The organism is Pedobacter namyangjuensis (genome assembly GCF_003313325.1).
Classification (GTDB): Bacteria; Bacteroidota; Bacteroidia; order Sphingobacteriales; family Sphingobacteriaceae; genus Pedobacter; species Pedobacter namyangjuensis.
The window spans coordinates 132585-152185 of the sequence record NZ_QMHQ01000002.1 but is presented as its reverse complement, the minus strand read 5'-3'; the positions used below and the strand labels follow the sequence as shown (position 1 = coordinate 152185).

The 19601-nt window shown below is 35.8% G+C and carries 15 protein-coding genes and 1 riboswitch; of the genes, 6 read left to right on the top strand and 9 right to left on the bottom strand.

Annotated elements, in window-relative coordinates:
• Window positions 1-49: 49 nt before the first annotated feature.
• The 6 genes from DUT69_RS07795 to DUT69_RS07770 all read right to left on the bottom strand — a co-directional run bounded on the left by DUT69_RS07795 (window position 50) and on the right by DUT69_RS07770 (window position 6461).
• Window positions 50-742 carry a Dph6-related ATP pyrophosphatase gene (locus tag DUT69_RS07795; protein ID WP_113652676.1) on the bottom strand — a complete coding sequence of 231 codons (693 nt, stop codon included), beginning with the start codon at window positions 740-742 and terminating at the stop codon, window positions 50-52.
• The gene (locus tag DUT69_RS07790) at window positions 735-1427 is read right to left on the bottom strand and encodes an SIR2 family NAD-dependent protein deacylase (protein ID WP_113652675.1); all 693 of its coding nucleotides are present in this window, start codon (window positions 1425-1427) and stop codon (window positions 735-737) included. Before DUT69_RS07790 ends, DUT69_RS07795 begins: the two co-directional genes overlap by 8 nt.
• A gap of 69 nt (window positions 1428-1496) precedes the next feature.
• Window positions 1497-2078 carry a DUF6580 family putative transport protein gene (locus tag DUT69_RS07785; RefSeq protein ID WP_113652674.1) on the bottom strand — a complete coding sequence of 194 codons (582 nt, stop codon included), beginning with the start codon at window positions 2076-2078 and terminating at the stop codon, window positions 1497-1499.
• 101 nt (window positions 2079-2179) lie between these two features.
• Window positions 2180-3307, bottom strand: a complete 1128-nt coding sequence (locus DUT69_RS07780; protein WP_113653432.1) for a PKD domain-containing protein — start codon at window positions 3305-3307, stop codon at window positions 2180-2182.
• Window positions 3308-3332: 25 nt separating this feature from the next.
• Complete coding sequence (locus tag DUT69_RS07775) at window positions 3333-4445, bottom strand: YncE family protein (protein WP_113652673.1); 1113 nt, start codon at window positions 4443-4445, stop codon at window positions 3333-3335.
• Window positions 4446-4451: 6 nt separating this feature from the next.
• Window positions 4452-6461, bottom strand: coding sequence for a TonB-dependent receptor plug domain-containing protein (locus tag DUT69_RS07770; protein ID WP_113652672.1), 2010 nt, complete (start codon window positions 6459-6461; stop codon window positions 4452-4454).
• Between the two features lie 94 nt (window positions 6462-6555).
• A riboswitch (cobalamin riboswitch) is annotated at window positions 6556-6744 on the bottom strand.
• Between the two features lie 86 nt (window positions 6745-6830).
• On the opposite strand from DUT69_RS07770, the gene DUT69_RS07765 reads away from it, so the two are divergent.
• On the top strand, window positions 6831-8081 hold the full coding sequence (locus DUT69_RS07765) for a serine hydrolase (RefSeq protein ID WP_240186679.1): 1251 nt from the start codon (window positions 6831-6833) through the stop codon (window positions 8079-8081).
• A 22-nt stretch (window positions 8082-8103) separates the two neighbouring features.
• Here the strand turns inward: DUT69_RS07765 and DUT69_RS07760 are convergent, their stop codons facing one another.
• Window positions 8104-8985, bottom strand: coding sequence for a polyphosphate kinase 2 family protein (locus tag DUT69_RS07760; RefSeq protein WP_113652671.1), 882 nt, complete (start codon window positions 8983-8985; stop codon window positions 8104-8106).
• A 280-nt stretch (window positions 8986-9265) separates the two neighbouring features.
• Between DUT69_RS07760 and DUT69_RS07755 the strand changes: the two genes are divergently transcribed.
• Together DUT69_RS07755 and DUT69_RS07750 are read left to right on the top strand one after the other, a co-directional pair.
• A complete protein-coding gene (locus tag DUT69_RS07755) occupies window positions 9266-11713 on the top strand; it encodes a transglycosylase domain-containing protein (RefSeq protein WP_113652670.1) in 2448 nt (815 codons plus the stop codon).
• Window positions 11714-11776: 63 nt separating this feature from the next.
• Window positions 11777-14947 carry a basic secretory protein-like protein gene (locus tag DUT69_RS07750; protein ID WP_113652669.1) on the top strand — a complete coding sequence of 1057 codons (3171 nt, stop codon included), beginning with the start codon at window positions 11777-11779 and terminating at the stop codon, window positions 14945-14947.
• A gap of 63 nt (window positions 14948-15010) precedes the next feature.
• Here the strand turns inward: DUT69_RS07750 and DUT69_RS07745 are convergent, their stop codons facing one another.
• Window positions 15011-15361, bottom strand: coding sequence for a GIY-YIG nuclease family protein (locus DUT69_RS07745; RefSeq protein ID WP_113652668.1), 351 nt, complete (start codon window positions 15359-15361; stop codon window positions 15011-15013).
• Window positions 15362-15492: 131 nt separating this feature from the next.
• On the opposite strand from DUT69_RS07745, the gene DUT69_RS07740 reads away from it, so the two are divergent.
• Both DUT69_RS07740 and DUT69_RS07735 read left to right on the top strand, forming a co-directional pair.
• Window positions 15493-16269, top strand: coding sequence for an XRE family transcriptional regulator (locus tag DUT69_RS07740; RefSeq protein ID WP_113652667.1), 777 nt, complete (start codon window positions 15493-15495; stop codon window positions 16267-16269).
• Window positions 16270-16347: 78 nt separating this feature from the next.
• Window positions 16348-16770, top strand: a complete 423-nt coding sequence (locus tag DUT69_RS07735; protein ID WP_113652666.1) for a multiple ligand-binding protein 1 — start codon at window positions 16348-16350, stop codon at window positions 16768-16770.
• 69 nt (window positions 16771-16839) lie between these two features.
• Here DUT69_RS07735 and DUT69_RS07730 read toward each other — a convergent pair whose 3' ends face one another.
• Complete coding sequence (locus tag DUT69_RS07730; RefSeq protein ID WP_113652665.1) at window positions 16840-18411, bottom strand: calcineurin-like phosphoesterase C-terminal domain-containing protein; 1572 nt, start codon at window positions 18409-18411, stop codon at window positions 16840-16842.
• Between the two features lie 170 nt (window positions 18412-18581).
• On the opposite strand from DUT69_RS07730, the gene DUT69_RS07725 reads away from it, so the two are divergent.
• Window positions 18582-19529 (top strand): glycerophosphodiester phosphodiesterase family protein, encoded by a 948-nt coding sequence (locus tag DUT69_RS07725; protein WP_113652664.1) that lies wholly within the window; start codon window positions 18582-18584, stop codon window positions 19527-19529.
• Window positions 19530-19601 lie beyond the last annotated feature (72 nt).

Here is a 19601-nt window from a genome sequence, read left to right as displayed (position 1 = left end):
TACGACTTTTTTCTTATTGAAAAAAAATCCAAATGTTTTTTTTTAGCAATCATATTAAATCTATGTACCAGTAACCTATGTCTTTTTTAGATTGATTTGGATTAGGAAAAGTTTTAAAAACCCTTTCGCCAATTTCAAAATTGATTTTACTTTTCAACATCGGGCCATTGAACACATACGTGTGAAATTCTCCGTTCTCTCCACAAGGATCAATTCTGTCAGGCAATGACGATACAAAAGACCGATCTATCACTCGACCGCAAAATTCTTGCAAACCATCTTGCGAACACACAACGATAGTTTCATACCCTAAATCTATAAATTCAGCTATCAAAGCTTCGCTCTGCGAACCCCAAAGTGGAAATACAGCAGACATACCCAGCTGGGCAACCTGAGTTTCCCGATATTGCTTTAAATCCTCTAAAAAAATATCTCCAAAAACAATGTGACTTATACCTTCTAATTTAAATTGCATTAAAGCATTGTTTAGCGTTGCTTCATAAGCTCCAATTGTAGGCAATTCCGGCATTTCAAGTGTTTTTAATGGAATATCTAGAGAATCGGCTTGTTCTGATAGCAAACTAGTCCTAACACCATGCATTGAAACCCGACCAAATTTCTTGTTTACAGTGGTTAGCAAGTACCGCACATCGTATTTATTCTCTTGCAATATGCGATGGAGTGCCAACATACTATCTTTGCCACCACTCCAGCTGACAACCACGGGAATTAAACTATGCATCAGCTATTAATTCTTTAAAAATTTTTTCAATTCCATCTGTAGCTGATGCTTCTACCTTTATTAGGTTTTTGTAATTTCTTACAGGAGGAATTATTGGATCAATGATATATTTGCTAACTTCTGAAGGAACAAAATCTATAAGTCCTGCTGCCGGATAAACCGCAAGCGAAGTGCCGACAACCATAAAAACATCTGCCTGCTCGCAAATGGTTGCCGCGTTTTCAATCATAGGTACAGGCTCACCAAACCAAACAACGTGCGGACGCAGTTGCGAACCTAGTTCACATAACTGCCCCATTTTTATCTCGTTGGTGTTTAGTTTATATATGAGGTTCGAATCTTTTGAAGATTGCCCATAAGTGATAACACCATGCAAATGAGTAATTTTTGTAGAACCGGCCCTTTCATGAAGGTCATCTATATTTTGCGTTATTATATGTACATCAAAATATTCCTCTAAAGCAACCAGTTGACGATGAGCGTCGTTCGGTTCAGCTTTTAAAACCTGAGCACGTCGCTCGTTATAAAACTGTTGCACCAGAACAGGATCTTTTGACCAAGCCTCTGGCGTAGCAACGTCCATAATATTGTATCCTTCCCACAAACCGTCGGCTCCTCTAAAGGTTTTTAGGCCACTCTCTGCGCTAATGCCAGCACCTGTTAAAACTACCAATCGCTTTTTCATAGAGCTAAAATAAACAAAAAACCCTTCTGTAACTAAACAGAAGGGTTTGATTATATTCGTTTCTTTAATTTAAGAATGAATAGCTTTTTGATAATTTAAAGTTGGGTATTTAACTTTTAATGCTTCGAATACGCCAAACATTAAGGCAGAATAACCTAATGTGCCGTATAAAAACTTAAGTTCAAACGGAATTGCCGCTACCAAACAAGCCCAAAAACCAGCAAAGGTTTGAGGGTAAAAAGTAGAGCCCAACCACACGCCAAAATCAGAAACTATCCAGTGTATAAAAACCGCAGCAATACCGGCACCGATTACGTTTTGTACGTTAACCTTTGCAAGCATTAATTTGCCTACAACTACCATTAATACAAATGCGATGTAGGTATAATACCATCCTTGGTAAAAACCATAATCCTTACCCATAGTTAAAACAAGGCCTAAATCGCTTAAAAAAAGAACTAAAACCGGAAATAAAAATGCACTGAAACGGTCTTTAAAGTAAGCACCGCCGAATAAAGCTACAGCACCTATGCCAGAAAAGTTAGCAATTAACTTAAAGTCTGGAGATAATGGAGCTACTACCCTTAAGCCAATGATTAACACCATAAAAAGTAATAGTACTAAAGTTCTGTTATTCGATTTATTTTCCATTTTATTTGATTATCAATCTTTTTAAGAGATAGTGTTGACAAAGTTATAAAAAAACTAATACTTTGGAAAAACTATATCCAGCATTAAGTTTTTAAAAAATTCTACTTAATATTTAAGTCAGCTGCACCTTTTACATCTGTAGAAATCTCTCCTAAGAAACTAGCGTTTACGTTTTGCGCAGTGTAAACTTTAATAAAGTCTACTGTATTAAGCGTAACTTTTTTTCCTGTTGCATCTACAGCCCAAGAAATATCGAAGCTATTGTATTGTTTGGTTTTATAATCATCACCGGCCGAATAACTATCTGCATAGCCCCAATCAAATGCTCCATTTGTAACTAAACCAGTAGCGCTTAAAGTAGATGGAAGCAAGGTACCTTTAAAAGTAATTTTATCCTGATTGGCCGCAAAAAGTGGATAAAAATTAACTCGCTTTCCGCTATTGTTTACAAATCCACTATTACCTTGGTTATCTGTCCATGCTACACTGGCAGCCGCTTTAGGATTTGTATAGGTAATTTCGTAATTTTTTATAGTTGTTGATTTTGAATATTCGCTTCCAGCCAATTCAAACCACTCATCATCTGGCAAACCATTACCGTTTTTATCTTGACTAACCATTACAATCCCCGGTTCTGCAAACGCACTTGGCGGCGCAAGCGGATTACCATAAATAGCTAAATCGGCACCAGTTTGATTAACAACAGAATGGTCGAAACCAAAAATGATGTAACCACCAAAACCGCCTAAAGAAACCATATTAGAAATGCTACCAACTAACTTCTGTGCCTGCTCAGGAGAACCTAAATTGGCCATGTTAATGTGCTGACCTGGAGCTGGAGCATATTCGAAAACTTTGCTGATATATTTGCTACTTGTTGGCTTAGTACCTACTACAGGAACCGGAATATTAATTTTATAAGTATAACTAAAACTTCCTGCACCGTTTGTTGCAGTGTAAACTAAAGTATAAGTTCCAGCTGTTACGCCTGTAAATTCATAGCTGTCTGCTGTACTTACAACTTTACCATCCAATTTCCATTCGCTTTGAAAAGTTTTGTCATCTAGTTTGCTTACAGAAAAGACTTCTTTCTCATTTAACTTGGCCGTAATATCTACAAAGGTTCTAGATAGAATTGGAACTGGAGGTTGTTCAGCTTTTTCTTTTTCACAAGAAATTAATACTGTTGTAGAAAGCAACGCAATTAAAAGGTAATTTTTGATCTTCATTTGATATTTGTTATTTGTGTAATTATTATTTGGTATAAAAAACAAGGTGAGCAGGTATATCACCGGTAGTTACAGAAAATTTTCGCTTGCCAGTTTTGTCGTAACAATTAAGCGTGCCAGGTGTAACGTAGTCTCTAGCATCGGTTACATAAATATCTGATGATAATGGATCTACTGCTATCCCATAAGGTTTCGTAATATCGGCCTGTGTACCGTCTGTAATAAACCCGCCAGATAAAATAGTTTCATCTTTAACGTTTATCTTCCCGTAAGAAATTGTTTCAGATTGCGTAGCATTACTCCACGCCGTGCTAATTACGTATGCAAAATCCTTGTCTATAACAAAGTTGCTAACTTCTATATCCAGCTTTTTCTTAACTGTTTCCGTTTTCGAATCAACAACATAAATTGCAGATTTAACAGCGCCGTAATCTCCTCTAGAGGTTACATAAATATCTCCATATTGATCAACCCTTAATCGATGTAAATTTATACCTACATCTATCTTTTTGATTTCTCTGTTTGTAGCTAAATCAATAACAGAAATAGTACGCTCGTAATTTGGTGCATTGTAACCGCCAGAGTTCGCAACATAAAGCTTCTCGCCTATTACCGCCATCTCTTCGGGTTGCTGGCCCACATTAATTTTAGTCTCTAATTTTAAACTTGCAGTATCAATAACCGCAACAACACCCTCGTAAGCAGTTACATAAGCTTTGTTTTTATGGAATGTTACATAACGACAGTTTGTTAGGTCAACTTCGCCTATTTTTTGGGCGGTTTTAACATTTAATATTTCAACTTTGTTAGATCCGTTAACTACAATGTACATTTTAGAACCGTAAATTTTGATATCGTTTCCAACATCACCTAAACCTAAAGTTGCATCCGGGTTTATTTGACCGTGGATATTTCTTCTATAGATGCCAGAAGCGTAATCGTAGTAGTCTAAAGAGGCCCTACCAGCACCCCAGTTCCCTTCATTTAAGACGTAAAGTCCGTTTACAGCCGTTATTGTTTGCCCTGGCAATTGTTCTTGCTCTTCCGGTACAATTCCATCGTCTTTACGGCATGACCACAAAATGCTAGTGAGGCCTACTAACAGCAATAGTTTTGCAGATTTTTTTAATTTGTTCATTTTATATTAGTTAAAGTTTGCAATCAATGTTATTCTAAAATTTCTTCCTGGCATTGGGTAGTTTAGCACTACATCATAGTATTGGTTAAAAAGATTGTTTATCTCTGTCGCAAGGCGATAATTAACCTTTGCCTGCTTAAAAGCATACTGTAAAGAGAGGTCGTGCGTGTACCAAGGTTTTACATAATTTACAGGAATATTGGCTTTTTGACTATAGCGTTCGCCAGTGTAGATATAGCTATAATTTAAGCCAAAACTCTTGTAATCTCCCGCCAAGGTTAATGAACCGCTGTGCAATGGAATGTACGGTATTTGCATATTGTAAGAAAAACCGGTTGGCGTTTTATCCAAGGCTTGCTCATAAGTGTAATTCAATTTTGCTTGGGCATTAACCTCACCAAAACGCCAAACTGTTTGGATATTGGTCTCGAAGCCTTTTATTTCAACTTTGTCCAAATTCAGCATCGTCCATCTAAAAAGCGTTAGCGTTGGCACCGCCACAATTTTGTTTCTAACCTTATTAAAATATCCGTCCGTTTGAACAGAAAAACTGACTAAATTTTTATTTTGAATGGTTTTAGAATACGTTAAGCCAAGGTTGTATTGATTAGTATATTCAGGATCGAGATTACTGTTACCAATAAACGTGTAATACAAGTCGTTAAATGTCGGCATCCTAAAAATAGATTTGTAAAACGCTCTAACCCTAAAATCAGCTTCGCTAAATGGTTTCCAAGAAGCCATAACGGTAGGGGTATATTCGGCTTTGTTTCCTGCCGGGATATTGCTTTCTACCTCATCGTTTACAAATGTTGCCAGTACGTTAGCTTGTACATTAAATTTTGGCCAGTGCAATTTAGAAACCATTGCAACTAAGCCAGTTTGCCTAGTAGGATAGGCAAAATCGTACAAGTTGGCATCTAAACCTTGTCTTATATAATCGGTGGAAAGAGAGACATTCCAGAAATTAGTTAAACTGTACTCTTGTGCTAATGAAAAATACCATTCTTGTTGCGTGTATTTATTATTCAGCGGCCCAGCTAACGAAACACGGTCCGGATCTAAGTATCTGGTATAATCGTAAGCATATTTTATATTTGCTAATATTTGATATTTTTTATCGGTTCTGCTTTGAAAAGATGATTGTACGAAAAAATTATCATCCCATTGTCGTTGCGTAAAATCGTACTTATTGGCAACAATTGCTCCCGGAATACCACGCTCGCTATTGTAATTGTAAATTTTAACATGCCATTTGCTACTGTCCGCGGTAACTCCGTACAAAGCACCTTCTACCCTTTTAGAAAAAATATCAGCATTATGCCTAACAACAGTTGTATCGTAAACGCTGTTTGTATAACGATATTTATATTTACCATTAGCATTTGTCAACTCGGCATTTATATTCAGGGCAAGTTTTCCGATTTTCTGATCGAAATTAAAAGCCGGATTCAACAAACCGAACGAACCTGCTTTTAAACTTAAGCGAACATTACGCGATTTTCCGACTTCGAACTTTGGAAAAGGGGTTTTTAAATATAACGAACTGGCAGAAGCGAATCCCCTGGCAGGCATCAACAAATCGTTCTTTTGCCCGCTGTAAAGTGAAATTTCTTCAATATTGTCTAAAGAATATCTACCTAGATCTATTTGTCCATTTTGCGCATTGCCTAACTGAACGCCATCATAAAACACAGCGGTATGGTTACTGCCCATACTGCGCACATTAATAGTTTTCAGCCCGCCTATACCGCCGTAATCTTTAATTTGTACGCCAGAAAAATAACGTATGGCATCGGCAACAGAAAGACTGTTCATACGCTTTAGTTCATTGCCAAACAACAGCTGTACCGGCGTGGCCGACGACTGCAATTGTAATAACCTATTAGCCTTTATTTGAACCTCTTTTAATTGTTCGATTTTGATGGTATCTGTTTGTGCAGACAAAACCAACGGGCATAAGCATGCCATAAACGAACAAAAAAAGCCAAAATGAGCATTTTTGTTTTTATACATTTTTGTTGTGAGTTAAAACCCACAGCAAACAGAAATTAAGGAGCATGTAATTACAAACAAGCTTACACTCCTAGCTTCAATCCCCGAAAGCTATGAAATTATAATGCTAAAGGCAGGTCTTCTGACTTGCTCCAAGTTTTCAGGCCTTCCCGTTTTAAACTTAAACAGTGGCGGTGAATAGAAAACCAATTACAGAGCTTACAGCTGCGGGACAGTTACAGATTCTCACTGTATTCCCTTTTAATCTCAACTTTCATCGAGAACCAAAAGCGTCGCAAATGTATGCAAATTAGCGCTAAAATCAAATCGTCATCAACTTTGTTTCAGCTAGCTCAATAATCCTTTATATTAGCGTATAAATTCATCGCTATGCGTTATATTTTATTATTTTTATTATTTGGCAACTGTTCTGTTATGGCCCAAAAAACCGATACTACTTTTTTACAAAAACTAATGGAAGCTAAACCTGATCTTTTTGGAAAAGTCTTAAACCACCCTACAAAAAACGAGATCCAGTTAATGTACACGCAGGTTAACAGAGATAAAAAAAACAAACCTTCTTTTAAAACATTTACCTACAACCTTAACGCAAAGCGATATTTTTACCCTGCAAGTACGGTGAAATTAGCTGGAGTTATTTTTGCAGTAGAAAAAGTGAATGAGCTTAGCCAAAAAGGACTTAACGTTAATCTTACAATGGTAACCGACAGCAATTTTAAGGGACAAACTAAGGTTTTTAAGGACGCAACTTCGGAAAATGGAAAGCCCTCTATTGCTCATTATGTAAAAAAGATTTTGCTAACCAGTGATAATGACGCTTTTAATAGGTTATTTGAATTTATTGGCAGAGCAGAAATTAATGCGAAGCTTAAAAAATATGGAATGAACGAAAGCAGAATTTTAAATCGTTTAGCCATAGGCGATGGTGGCGAAGCTTCTAAACATACCAACCCAATATCGTTTTACGATGGCGATAAATTAATTTATAGCCAAGCAGCGCAATACGATGACAAAGAATATCCACTCGATTTAACCAACCTATTTGTTGGCAAAGGTTATATGGATAGTAAAGACGAATTGGTAAACAAACCTTATAGCTTCGAAAACAAAAATGTCTTCAGCATTACCGATCAGCATTCGATGATGAAGCGACTTATTAGTCCGGAAGCTTATAATAAAAATGAGCGTTTTAACTTAACAGCCGAAGATTACAGACTCATTTACACTTATATGAGCAAGTTACCTACCGAAAGCGATTACCCAAAATATGATGAAAAGGAGTTTTGGCCTACTTATGCTAAAATGATTTTCTACGGTCGAGAAAAGAATGCGATTTTGGATAAAGAAATTAGAATATTTAATAAGTATGGAGATAGCTACGGTTTTATAATAGACAATGCCTATTTCGTAGATTTCAAAAATAAGGTTGAGTTTTTTTTAACGGCTGTTGTGCAAAGTAATGAAGATGGTATTTACAACGATGGCAAATATGAATATGAAACCGTTTGCTATCCCTTTATGAAAAACATTGGTAAAGAAATTTACGAATACGAGCTAAGTCGAAAAAAGGTTAATCCAGCAGATTTAAGCAAAATGAAAATGGATTATGGAAACAAATAACAGCCTCCATAATCCTAATTTTCTATTTCTCGTTCAACAATTGTTGCTTCAAACTTTCCAACTGTTTTAATTCTTCATCTGGCAACACCGGAAATTTCAATTTCATATCCGCTAAAGCATCGTCTACAATCTGACTAATTGCTAATCTGGCATACCATTTTTTATCTGCCGGAATTACATACCAAGGCGCATCTTCTGTTGCTGTTTCCTGTATGGTCTCTTCGTAGGCTTTCATATATTTATCCCAAAGTGCTCTTTCTTTTAAATCGCCGGCAGAGAACTTCCAATTTTTACTTGGCTCTTCTATCCTATCTAAAAATCTTTGCTTTTGTTCATCCTTACCAACGTGAAGAAATATTTTAACAATTTTGGTTCCATTGGCTATAAGATGTTTTTCGAAATTTCGAATACTTTCATAACGTGTGTCCCAAAACTTTTTGTCAATTTTCTTTACATCACTATACCCCGGAATATTTTCACTTAATACATATTCTGGATGCACCTTACAAACCAATACATTTTCGTAATGCGATCGATTATGTATTCCTATCCTACCTCGTTCTGGTAAAGCTTTATAGTGCCTCCATAAAAAATCATGTTCATATTCCTCGCTATTTGGAGTTTTAAAACTGTAAACTTGGCAACCCTGAGGGTTTAAGCCAGACATAACATGAGCAATTGCGCTATCCTTACCTGCTGCATCCATAGCCTGAAAAATTACTAAAAGCGAATAGGTATTTGATGCGTAAAGCGATTCTTGATGTGCAGATAGTTCTTCTTTAACTTTTTCAAGCTCGAGCTTACCACTCTCTTTATCTAAATGGCCATTGTAAGAGGTGTCGAAATTTTTAAGTTTAAACTTTTTTCCGGCGGTAACCTGATATTTTTTTGTATTGGTTTTCATAGTCTAAATTTCCCTAAATATAATTGAAAATTAAATAGCTTTTCTAACAGCCATAGTCTAAACAATATTATTTAAAGGCTGTTTTACACCTTGCAATAGTTGATAAAAATATGAACTGGTTAATATTTTATAATTAGCTGAAATTTACGCGAATTAATTACGTTAATTTGTATTCGGATTATTAATTTTATTGTGTTTTAAAGTATGCAATTGCTTTTTTACGTCCGATTTTAACACATTTTAACAGGTAATATTTCACGTTTTTTTCCATCTTTATAGCATGTTCAAAGAAATAAAGAATAAGTTCATCCGATATATTTCAATCTTTCTATTTTTTGTTATAGTATTCTTTTGCGCTTTACAACTTAACTTTTTATGGCTGTTTGGTTATTCGCCAAGTTATGCCGACATAAAAAAACCTGCTCAACAAGTTGGCTCAGAACTTTATACTGCCGACGGCAAATTAATCGGCAGGTATTTTAAAGAAAATAGAACGCCAGCTGTTTACGCAGAAATTTCTCCAAACGTTATTCACTCTTTAGTAGCAACCGAAGATGTTCGCTTTTATAAGCACTCGGGGATAGATGCTTTAGCAGTAGGCAGAGCCGTTGTTGGCTTGGGTAAAGAAGGGGGTGCAAGTACAATTACGCAACAATTGGCAAAAAATCTTTATCGTACCAGATACAGCAAATCTTCTGGTTTAGTAAAACATATCCCTTTGGTTAGAACATTAGTTTCGAAACTGAAAGAATGGATGACCGCCTTAAAACTTGAGAGCAATTACGAAAAAAACGACATTATTACTATGTACCTAAATACAGTATCGTTTGGTAATAATGCTTATGGTATAAAAACCGCTGCAAGAGTTTATTTTGATAAAGAATCTAAAGATTTGAGTATTACCGAAGCAGCACTTCTAGTAGGAATGTTAAAAGGAACCAATCTTTATAACCCTACTAAAAATCCTGACGGCGCTTTACAACGTAGAAATACAGTTTTGAGCCAAATGAACAAATACGATTACCTAAGTAAGGATAGTTTGGCGCTACTAACAAAACAACCGATACAACTTAAGGAAGGTAAAATGGTTGATGCTACAAGTGGCGACTCTTATCTACGTGCGGCGGTTGATAAGTATCTAGAAAAATGGTGCGAAGACAATAACTACGATCTTTACGAAGATGGTTTAAAAATCTACACCACAATTGATTCTAAACTGCAAGGTTATGCCGAAGAAGCGGTTAAAGATCAAATGAAAGTTATACAGCGCAGGTTCTATAGTGTTTGGGGCAATGAAGATCCTTGGGAAGATTCAGAACGAAAAAAAGTTGATTATCCGGAACGTGCCAAAAAAGGTTTACCGATTTATAAATTATTGGCAAAAAAATACAACAACAATGTAGATTCTATTGATGCTTATTTCAATAAGAAAAAGAAGATGACCATTTTTACTTATAAAGGTGATACGGATACATTATTTAGCACAATGGATTCTATCCGTTATTACGGAAAAATTATGAATACCGGCATGATGACGATGGAGCCTAAAACAGGCAAAATTAAAGTTTGGGTTGGCGGTATAGACCATAAATTTTTTAAATACGATCACGTAAATCAGGCTAAAAGACAAGCCGGATCAACTTTTAAACCATTTGCCTATTTAGCGGCTTTGGAAAGCGGAATGAGCCCCTGCGATAAATTTACAGACAAACCTGTTAAAATTGCGTATCAAAATAAAGGTAAAACAGAATATTGGGAGCCTAAAAATGCCGACTGGAGTTACAGTTACCAAGAAATGTCTTTACGTTGGGCAATGGGAAAATCGGTTAATACCGTTACGGCACAGGTTACAGAAAAAGTTGGATGGGACAATGTGGTTAAATGGGCGCACGAATGCGGTATTGATAGCCATCTAGAATCTGTACCATCTGTTAGTTTGGGCTCAAATGATGTTACCGTTTTTGAAATGGTAAAGGCTTATAGCACCTTTTTAAATGAAGGTATGAGAACTGATCCTATTTTAGTAGAAAAAATTACCGACAACAATAATAACATTATTGAAGAATTTACCGCAAAAACAAAACGTGCACTAAGTGAAGAAATTGCTTGGTTAATGTTATATATGTTTAGAGGGGGCATGGAAGAACCTGGAGGAACATCTCAAGCATTATGGGAATGGGATTTGTTTAAAAAAGGAAACCAGATTGGTGGAAAAACAGGCACTTCTTCTGATTACGTTGATGCCTGGTACATGGGCATTACAAAAGATTTGGTAACCGGTGTTTGGGTTGGCTGCGATGAAAGAACAGCTCACTTTAGAAATGGCGAAACAGGTGAAGGTTCTAGAACAGCGCTTCCTATTTTTGCAAAATTTATGGAGAAGGTTTACAAAGATCCAAACAGTGGTTATACTTACGGAGCCTTCCCTAAAGCTAAAGTAGAAATTACGCGAACTTACAACTGCCCTACTCCTCGACCGAGAATAGACACAACTGTTGTAGACAGCTTGGATTTGGACTCTGCAGGTATCGACGAGCCAATTATTGACGTACAAGCACCTGTTAAAACGGAAGGCGAAATACAAAAGGTTGAAGAGAAAAAAGCTGCAGAAACTCCCGCAAAACAAACTACGCCACCTGTAGTTCCGCTAACTAAAAAGGAAGAGCGTGAGCAACGCAGAAAAGAACGCCAGGAAGAAAAAGAGAAAAAGAAAAATGGCGGTAACTAAACGCTAAAAACTAAACATTAAACAATTCCGTAGATCAACATATAAATTCTTATCATTCGTAACATGAATATAAAATTTACCCTTTACAGAAAATCCCTACTTATTTTATTTTTACTTTTTGCATTTGCTTTTAACACGAAAGCACAATTTTTCGGGCAAAATGTAGTAAGATATAAAAAAGCAGATTTTAAGGTGATGCAGACGCCTCATTTTGAAATTTACTATTATATAAAAAACGAAAAATTACTTAAAAAGTTTGCACAGGATGCAGAAACTTGGTACAAAATGCACCAAGAAGTTTTTCGTGATACTTTCTTAAGGAAAAATCCAATCATTCTGTATAACAATCATCCAGATTTTCAACAGACAACAGCATTGATGGGTACAAACCCAAGTGTTGGTACGGGCGGTGTAACTGAAGCTTTTAAGAACAGGGTAATTATGCCGGTGTTGGATTTAAATAGCCAAACAAGACATGTGTTAGGGCATGAGCTGGTGCACGCTTTCCAGTATCACATGTTATTAGAGAAGGATTCAATTCCGTTGGAGAACGTTGGTAATACACCATTATGGATGGTTGAAGGTATGGCCGAATATCTTTCTGTCGGCAAAAAAGATGCATTTACTTCCATGTGGATGCGTGATGCTTTGCTTAATCGCGATATTCCTTCTTTAAAAGATTTGACTAATTCAAATAAATATTTCCCTTACAGATACGGACAGGCTTTTTGGACTTTTGTAGGTTCTTTATATGGCGATACGACTATAGTTCCACTATTTAAGGCTACCGCTAGGTTTGGTTATGAAAATGGCATAAAATACACTTTTGGTTATGATGATAAGACGTTATCTGGTTTATGGAAAAACTCCATTGAACAACACTATCGCCCACTTTTAAAAGCAGATAGTTCTCAGATTAAAATTTCAGGAACTAAAATCATTGATAATAAAAATGCGGGCAATATGAATGTGGCGCCAGCAGTTAGTCCTGATGGAAAATATCTTGCCTTTTTATCAGAGAAAGATCTTTTCGGGATAGATTTATTTTTAGCCGACGCAAAGACCGGAAAGATCATCCGTAAACTTTCAAGTCAGGTATCCAATTCTCATATAGACGACTTCAACTTTTTAGAATCCGCAGGAACCTGGTCGCCAGATAGTAAACAATTTGCATTTAGTATTTTTAGTAAGGGCCGAAATCAACTACTTATTATAAATGTAGATAATGGAAGTACGGTTTTAAGAACCGGGATGGATAAAGTTGAGCAGTTTAGCAATTTAACATGGTCGCCAGATGGAAAAGAAATTGCATTTAGTGGTATGGTAGAAGGGCAAAGTGACATCTTCTCTTATAATTTGGATACAAAGGCAATTACGCAAATTACCAATGACGAATACTCTGACTATGCTCCAAATTTTTCGCCTGATGGGAAAAAAATAGTTTTCTCTTCTGAGAGAGTTGCGGATGTAAGCGGTAACTTAACTGCAGTAAACCCTATAAACTTAACGCTGTATGATAGACAAACCAAAACGTTAAGTGATATTCCAGTATTTGTTGGAGCAAACAACTTAAATGCACAATTTTCTGGCGATAGTAAACGAATCTTTTTCTTATCAAACAGAGATGGATTTAGGAATTTATATGAGTATAACTTAACCGATAATAGCGTTAAACAATTAACGGATTATTTTACTGGCATTAGCGGTATAACCGAATATTCGCCAGCAATTACCGTTTCTAGGAACGATGATATTATTTATAGTTATTATCGTTACCAACGCTATACTTTATACAACTCATCACTAAGCAACTTCAAATCTAAAACAGTTAGCGCAACAGATGTAAACTTCGACGCGGCAATTTTGCCTCCAGTTGAAAACGTTGGCGTAAACATTGTAAATTCTAACTTAGGTAATTTTAATCGCTTCGAAAAAACATCTGTTGACTCGATGAAAACAGTTGCTTACAGACCACAATTCAAACTAGATTACCTTGCGAACAGTGGTGTTGGCGTTTCTACAAGCAGATTTGGTACCGGCATGCAAGGTGGTATAATGGGTATTTTTAGCGATATTTTAGGTAGAAACCAGATAGTTGCAAACTTAGCTGTAAATGGAGAAATTTATGATTTTGGTGGAATGGTTGGCTACGTTAACCAGAAAAACAGAATCAGCTGGGGAGCAGGAATCTCCCATATCCCTTATGTAACCGGTTTTAGAGAAATTGTTCAAGATCAGATTGATAACAACGGTACACCTGTTGAAGTAATTAACGATCGTACCAATCTGATTAGAACATTTGAAGATCAGGTTCAAGTTTTCGGATCGCTACCGTTTAGCAAAGTTCATCGTTTCGAAGCTGGTGGTGCTTTATCTAGATATAGCTACAGAATTGATAGGATGAGTAATTATTACACCTACGACGGGTTCTATGTTGGTTCTGATAGATCAAAAATTCCGTTGAGCCAGGCATCGAATGAGTTTGGAGTGCCTTTAAATTCATTTACGTTAATGCAAACCAGCGCCTCTTTTGTTGGCGATAACAGTATCAATGGTTTAACAGGCCCTTTAGATGGCTTTAGATATAGAGTTGGTGCCGAACAGTATTTTGGAGATTTCAGTTTTACTGGAGTAAATGTAGATCTAAGAAAATACTGGAGACTTAAACCTATTACCTTTGCTGTTAGAAGTTATAATTATTTAAGATTAGGCAAAGAAGGCGAAAACCTTTATCCACTATTTGTAGGTTATCCTTATTTTATTAGAGGATACGAAGCAAATTCTTTGTACAGAAGCCAAAACCAAGGCGGATTTGATATTAACCAGTTATCAGGAAGTAAAATTGCCGTTTTTAATTTCGAAGTGAGATTGCCGTTTACTGGACCTAAAAAATTAGCTCAAATTCCTTCGAGATTCTTAATATCAGATTTGAATTTATTTGTTGATGCAGGTTTAGCTTGGAATGAAAACTCTAAAGTTAAATTTAGCGGGCAACCAACTTATCAAATTGTAAATGTGTTGGACAATCAAGGCAACCCAATTTTAGATGATCAGGGTGCTCCTGTTACTACCGCAACTACAAACGAACGAGTTCCGGCAGTGAGTTTAGGTATTTCATTAAGGGTAAATCTTTTTGGAGCACTTATTTTAGAACCATATTACGCCATACCTTTTCAACGTAAAGACTTGGGAGGCAAAGGTGTATTTGGCTTAAACTTTGCACCCGGCTGGTAAACAAATAATGACTATAAAAAAAGCGCTAATTTGATTAGCGCTTTTTTTATGTAGAATATAATCTTAAGATAAAATGCTTAATGGCAACGCCACCTGAGTGTTTAACTTTTGGTGCATAATAATATTTTCGAAGTCCAAACCAATAGTTAAATCAATCCAATCTGGATTGCAAGAACGCACTACCCTTTCCTTCTGCAAACGTGTAAACCTGCTTACCACCTTAAAACGATTTAAAGCTTGCGCTTCTGTTTTAAATTCTTCAAAATAAACTAAACGTGTAAGCTGTTGTCCACTATCAAAAAATAAGTTAGGCATCTGCTTATAAAAATCCAATGTTTTAATTAGATCGGCACTCATTCCTACATGTAAACTAGTACGGTTTCTGTCGGTTACGATGTAAACAAATTTTTTCATGGCTCTTGGCTTAAGGGGTAAAAACTAAATTAATTAGATTAATTCTTGCACTTCAAATAAATATTACTAACTTTATTGGCACAATAATACTAACAATTTTAGTAAAAACAAATTTATTTTAAAATATTTTTATGTCAAACATCTCATCAAACCTTAAATACCTTAGGAAGAAAAAAGGTCACACACAGCAACAATTCGCTGATGCAATGGAAATTAAGCGATCTTTAATAGGCGCTTACGAGGAAGATAGAGCAGAACCAAAATACGATTTACTAAAAAAAATAGCAGAATACTTTGATTTAACAATCGACGAATTTATTAACGATACGATAAATGATAATTGGAAACCTAAACCTAAAAGCCAGGGTTCCAATCTACGCGTACTTAGCATCTCGGTTGATCAGAACGATAACGAAAACATAGAACTTGTTCCGGTAAAGGCAAGTGCAGGTTATTTAAATGGTTTTTCAGACCCTCAGTACATACAAAACCTACCCAAATTTCAACTCCCCCTACCTACATTAAGACAAGGAACTTACCGTGCATTTGAAATTATGGGTGATTCGATGTTGCCTATACAACCGGGCAGTATAATTATTGGTGAGTATTTGGATAATTGGAATGATGTAAAAACAGGCGATACTTATGTTATCATTAGCAAAAATGAAGGTGTAGTTTATAAACGTGCAGGTAATCGCTTTAAAGAACATAAAGAGCTTAAACTTGTATCTGATAATAAAATGTATGATACTTATGCAGTTGACGCGGATGATATTTTAGAAATATGGAAAGCAAAGGCTTATATATCTACAGCATTGCCAGAACCAACGCCAGAGCCAACAATAGAAACTTTATCAAGCATGATGGCTCAAATGCAAAAATCAATTTCTCAGTTAAATAAAAATTAACAATTTTTAACAGGTTATAAATTAATCTTTAGTAGCATTTTTTCATCTATCCCATTAAATAACACAAATTTAAAACCGATGAAAAAATTAATTTACACTGTAGCTTTAGTAGTAATGGGAATTACTGCAAGCTACGCTCAAAAACAAAAAAGAGAAGTTTTAAACCCTGAGCAGAGAGCAGAAAAATATGCTAACAACTTGCAACAGAAACTGGATTTAACTAACGATCAGAAACAAAAGGTTAAGCAGTTAGAAATTGAACGTGCTGGTAAAATGGCTGAGTGGCGTAAACACGACGTTGATGCTTTAAAAGGCCAAGTCGATGAACGTAAAAACTACATGAAAGCTAACAGGGAAAAACTAGATGCCATTTTAACACCAGAACAGAGAACAAAGCTTAACGCTTCTAGAGATGAGATGAAAACTAGAGCAAAAGGCAAAAAAGGTAATAGAATCCGCAAAGGCGATAAAATAGAACTTAAAGTTGAAAAACAGAATTAAAATTATTCTATAACAAAAAAAGAGGTCTCAAGGACCTCTTTTTTTATTTCACTAAGTGAAAAAAAAATGTTATTTAGCCAGAATATTGTACTTCTTGCTAGCCGTATAAGTTTTACCAAACATATCCGTAGCTTTAACTTCAATTGTATGTTCTCCCGCATTTAAATTTGCCGGCACCGCTACTCTCCATAAATGTTTACATTCTGCTGGTGCACTTGGCCTACGACCGGATAATAAAGTTTCCGTATTGTCCCATTTATGCAAAGTAGATAAGAATCCAGGATCGCTTTCTAAAACATATTTCATTTTTTTCCAAGCCCCACCATCAAGCCTGTACAAAACCTCATCTTTCTCGCTACCCATAAAAAAGTTTGCATAAATTCCTGCTGATGTCTTTTTATCTTTTTCTAAAACTTTAGGTGCATATATTTCAATCTGAAAATCTTTAGCTTTTCCGGCTACTTTGTAGTCTACTGTATATTGATTTCCTTTAAAGTTAATAAAAGCGTAACCTTTTGGCGTACCATCGCTCATGGTAGAAACCGGCACACCAATTTCGTTCAATTCTCCCGAATACCAATTACCAGAAGTTGTACCAACGTTGTAGTGATGATGTGGCTTTGTCTGTTTCCAGCCATCCTTTTTCGTAAAAAACATTTGCTTTTGATTGTGCGTATGTGCTGATAATGACAAAGTATTCGGATATTCTGCCAACAATTCAAAAAGCTGATTTCTATCTGCCTCTCTAAAAGCATCATTTTCTCCGGCAAAGCCGATTGGAATGTGAAAAGCTATAACTATCAATTTATCCTTCGGAACGAATTTCAAATCGTTTTTTACAAATTCTAATTGCTCAGATCTTAACCCACCCCAGTAAGATTTACCTCCTCTAGGATCTGGATAAATGATGTCATCCAATACTATAAAGTGTACATTACCATAATTGAAAGCATAATCTGTTGGACCAAAATGAGATTCGTAAGACTCGTCAGAATATTTATCATCCTTAACATCAAAATTAATATCATGGTTACCCATTAAATTATACCATGGAATACCCGCCTTTTTAGTTGCTTTGGTGTAAGGTGCAAACAAAGTTGGATCGTTGCCCACCAAATCGCCCATACTTAAACCAAAGGCAACATTTTTAATTCCTTCAACTTCAGCAACAACACCTTTAGCGTAATATTCCATTTCATCTAAATTATAAGCCTGTGGATCTCCGAAAATCAACGCTGTAAAATCGCTGTTTTCCTTAGCTTCGGTTAAAAAGAAATTTACAGCATTAGGCAATGCACCGGTTGGACTAACACCTTTGTATTTTAACGCTGGCGAGCCATTTGGCTTGTGGTTGTAAAAAAACTGAGGAAGGTTATCTTCGTTTAAAGGAACTTTATAACCCGTAGGTTTTATAACCGATATAATTTGATCGTCGCCTATTGGCAATTCGTAATAACCTTTTGCATCGGTAAGTACAACCGCACTACCATTAGTAACTGCAACTTTTGGCAAACCTTTCTCAGATTTATCGGCTTTGCCATTTGCATTTACATCATTATAAACATAACCTTTTACCACACTTTGTGCACTTACGCCAAGCGATAATAGTAAGCCCGCTCCTACTAAAAATATCTTTCTCATAATTATTTATTATTTATCGCGAAGCTATCAACCGTATATAAGGTAAATGTTAATTAAAGCTTAATAAATTCTTGTATTTTCTAGCCAAGCTCAGCTTAAAACCACATTTAATATTACACTAACATTGTAAATTTAACTTAGCGGAAACATAACATTTTAGTACTTTAATAATGAAATTGAATTTTAAAAAAGCGAGCTATTTGGCACTGCTAATTGCAGGGCTAAATTATAATACAAACGCAATAGCACAGGAAAAAATCATCCATACTATAGATGTGAAAAATGTTAAACAGCTACATGATTTTTTTGCATATACCGGAAAAGATATACCAATTGTAAGCGGGCACCGAGGTGGAATGGAAATGGGTTTTCCCGAAAATTCTATTGAAACCTTTGAAAATACATTGAAATATTTACCGTCATTTTTTGAGGTAGACCCTCGATTAAGCAAAGACAGCATTATTGTTTTAATGCATGACGCTACGCTTAATAGAACCACCAATGGCAAAGGAAAAGTTAGTGACTATACATTAGCTGAGCTGAAAAAGTTGCGGTTAAAGGATGTGAACGGAAATTTAACCAACGCACAAATTCCAACTTTAGAAGAAGCTATTATTTGGGCTAGAGGAAAAACTATTTTAAGTTTAGATTGGAAGGGCGTTCCTTTTGAAATGACTGCGGATTTAGTAAAAAAACTTAAAGCTACACATTACGTGATTGTCGGCTTGCACACCACGGAGCAGGCAAAAATCTATTTGGCTAGAGATAGTAACTTTTTCTTTGTTAAGAAAATACTAGAAAACAAAACCATAGATGAACTGAAAGATGCTGGTATTCCGCTCAAACAGGTAATGGCTTATGTTGGCGCAGAATACAAAACTGAAAGCAAAAATATTTACCAGAAAATTAATGCCAATAAAATGATGTATATGATCGGCGCTGCACCTAGTTACGATAAACTTAAAACAGTTGAAGAAAGAAAAAACGCTTACCAAAATCTAATTAAACTAGGCGTTAACGTTATAGAAACTGATTTGCCCATTGCAACTTATGAAGCTTTAAAACCATTAATGCCCAGCAAAAGCGAAAAGCAAAAATATTTTGGCAAAAAGAAATAGAATATAACCTGTAATGAACTAAATATTCCCCTGCAACACTAACTTTTGCAAGTTGCGATTACAGATAAAAAA

Coding starts and splice junctions, on each gene's coding strand:
- DUT69_RS07795 (WP_113652676.1), bottom strand. CDS start 742: ATGCATAGTTTAATTCCCGTGGTTGTCAGCTGGAGTGGTGGCAAAGAT.
- DUT69_RS07790 (WP_113652675.1), bottom strand. CDS start 1,427: ATGAAAAAGCGATTGGTAGTTTTAACAGGTGCTGGCATTAGCGCAGAG.
- DUT69_RS07785 (WP_113652674.1), bottom strand. CDS start 2,078: ATGGAAAATAAATCGAATAACAGAACTTTAGTACTATTACTTTTTATG.
- DUT69_RS07780 (WP_113653432.1), bottom strand. CDS start 3,307: ATGAAGATCAAAAATTACCTTTTAATTGCGTTGCTTTCTACAACAGTA.
- DUT69_RS07775 (WP_113652673.1), bottom strand. CDS start 4,445: ATGAACAAATTAAAAAAATCTGCAAAACTATTGCTGTTAGTAGGCCTC.
- DUT69_RS07770 (WP_113652672.1), bottom strand. CDS start 6,461: ATGTATAAAAACAAAAATGCTCATTTTGGCTTTTTTTGTTCGTTTATG.
- DUT69_RS07765 (WP_240186679.1), top strand. CDS start 6,831: ATGCGTTATATTTTATTATTTTTATTATTTGGCAACTGTTCTGTTATG.
- DUT69_RS07760 (WP_113652671.1), bottom strand. CDS start 8,985: ATGAAAACCAATACAAAAAAATATCAGGTTACCGCCGGAAAAAAGTTT.
- DUT69_RS07755 (WP_113652670.1), top strand. CDS start 9,266: ATGTTCAAAGAAATAAAGAATAAGTTCATCCGATATATTTCAATCTTT.
- DUT69_RS07750 (WP_113652669.1), top strand. CDS start 11,777: ATGAATATAAAATTTACCCTTTACAGAAAATCCCTACTTATTTTATTT.
- DUT69_RS07745 (WP_113652668.1), bottom strand. CDS start 15,361: ATGAAAAAATTTGTTTACATCGTAACCGACAGAAACCGTACTAGTTTA.
- DUT69_RS07740 (WP_113652667.1), top strand. CDS start 15,493: ATGTCAAACATCTCATCAAACCTTAAATACCTTAGGAAGAAAAAAGGT.
- DUT69_RS07735 (WP_113652666.1), top strand. CDS start 16,348: ATGAAAAAATTAATTTACACTGTAGCTTTAGTAGTAATGGGAATTACT.
- DUT69_RS07730 (WP_113652665.1), bottom strand. CDS start 18,411: ATGAGAAAGATATTTTTAGTAGGAGCGGGCTTACTATTATCGCTTGGC.
- DUT69_RS07725 (WP_113652664.1), top strand. CDS start 18,582: ATGAAATTGAATTTTAAAAAAGCGAGCTATTTGGCACTGCTAATTGCA.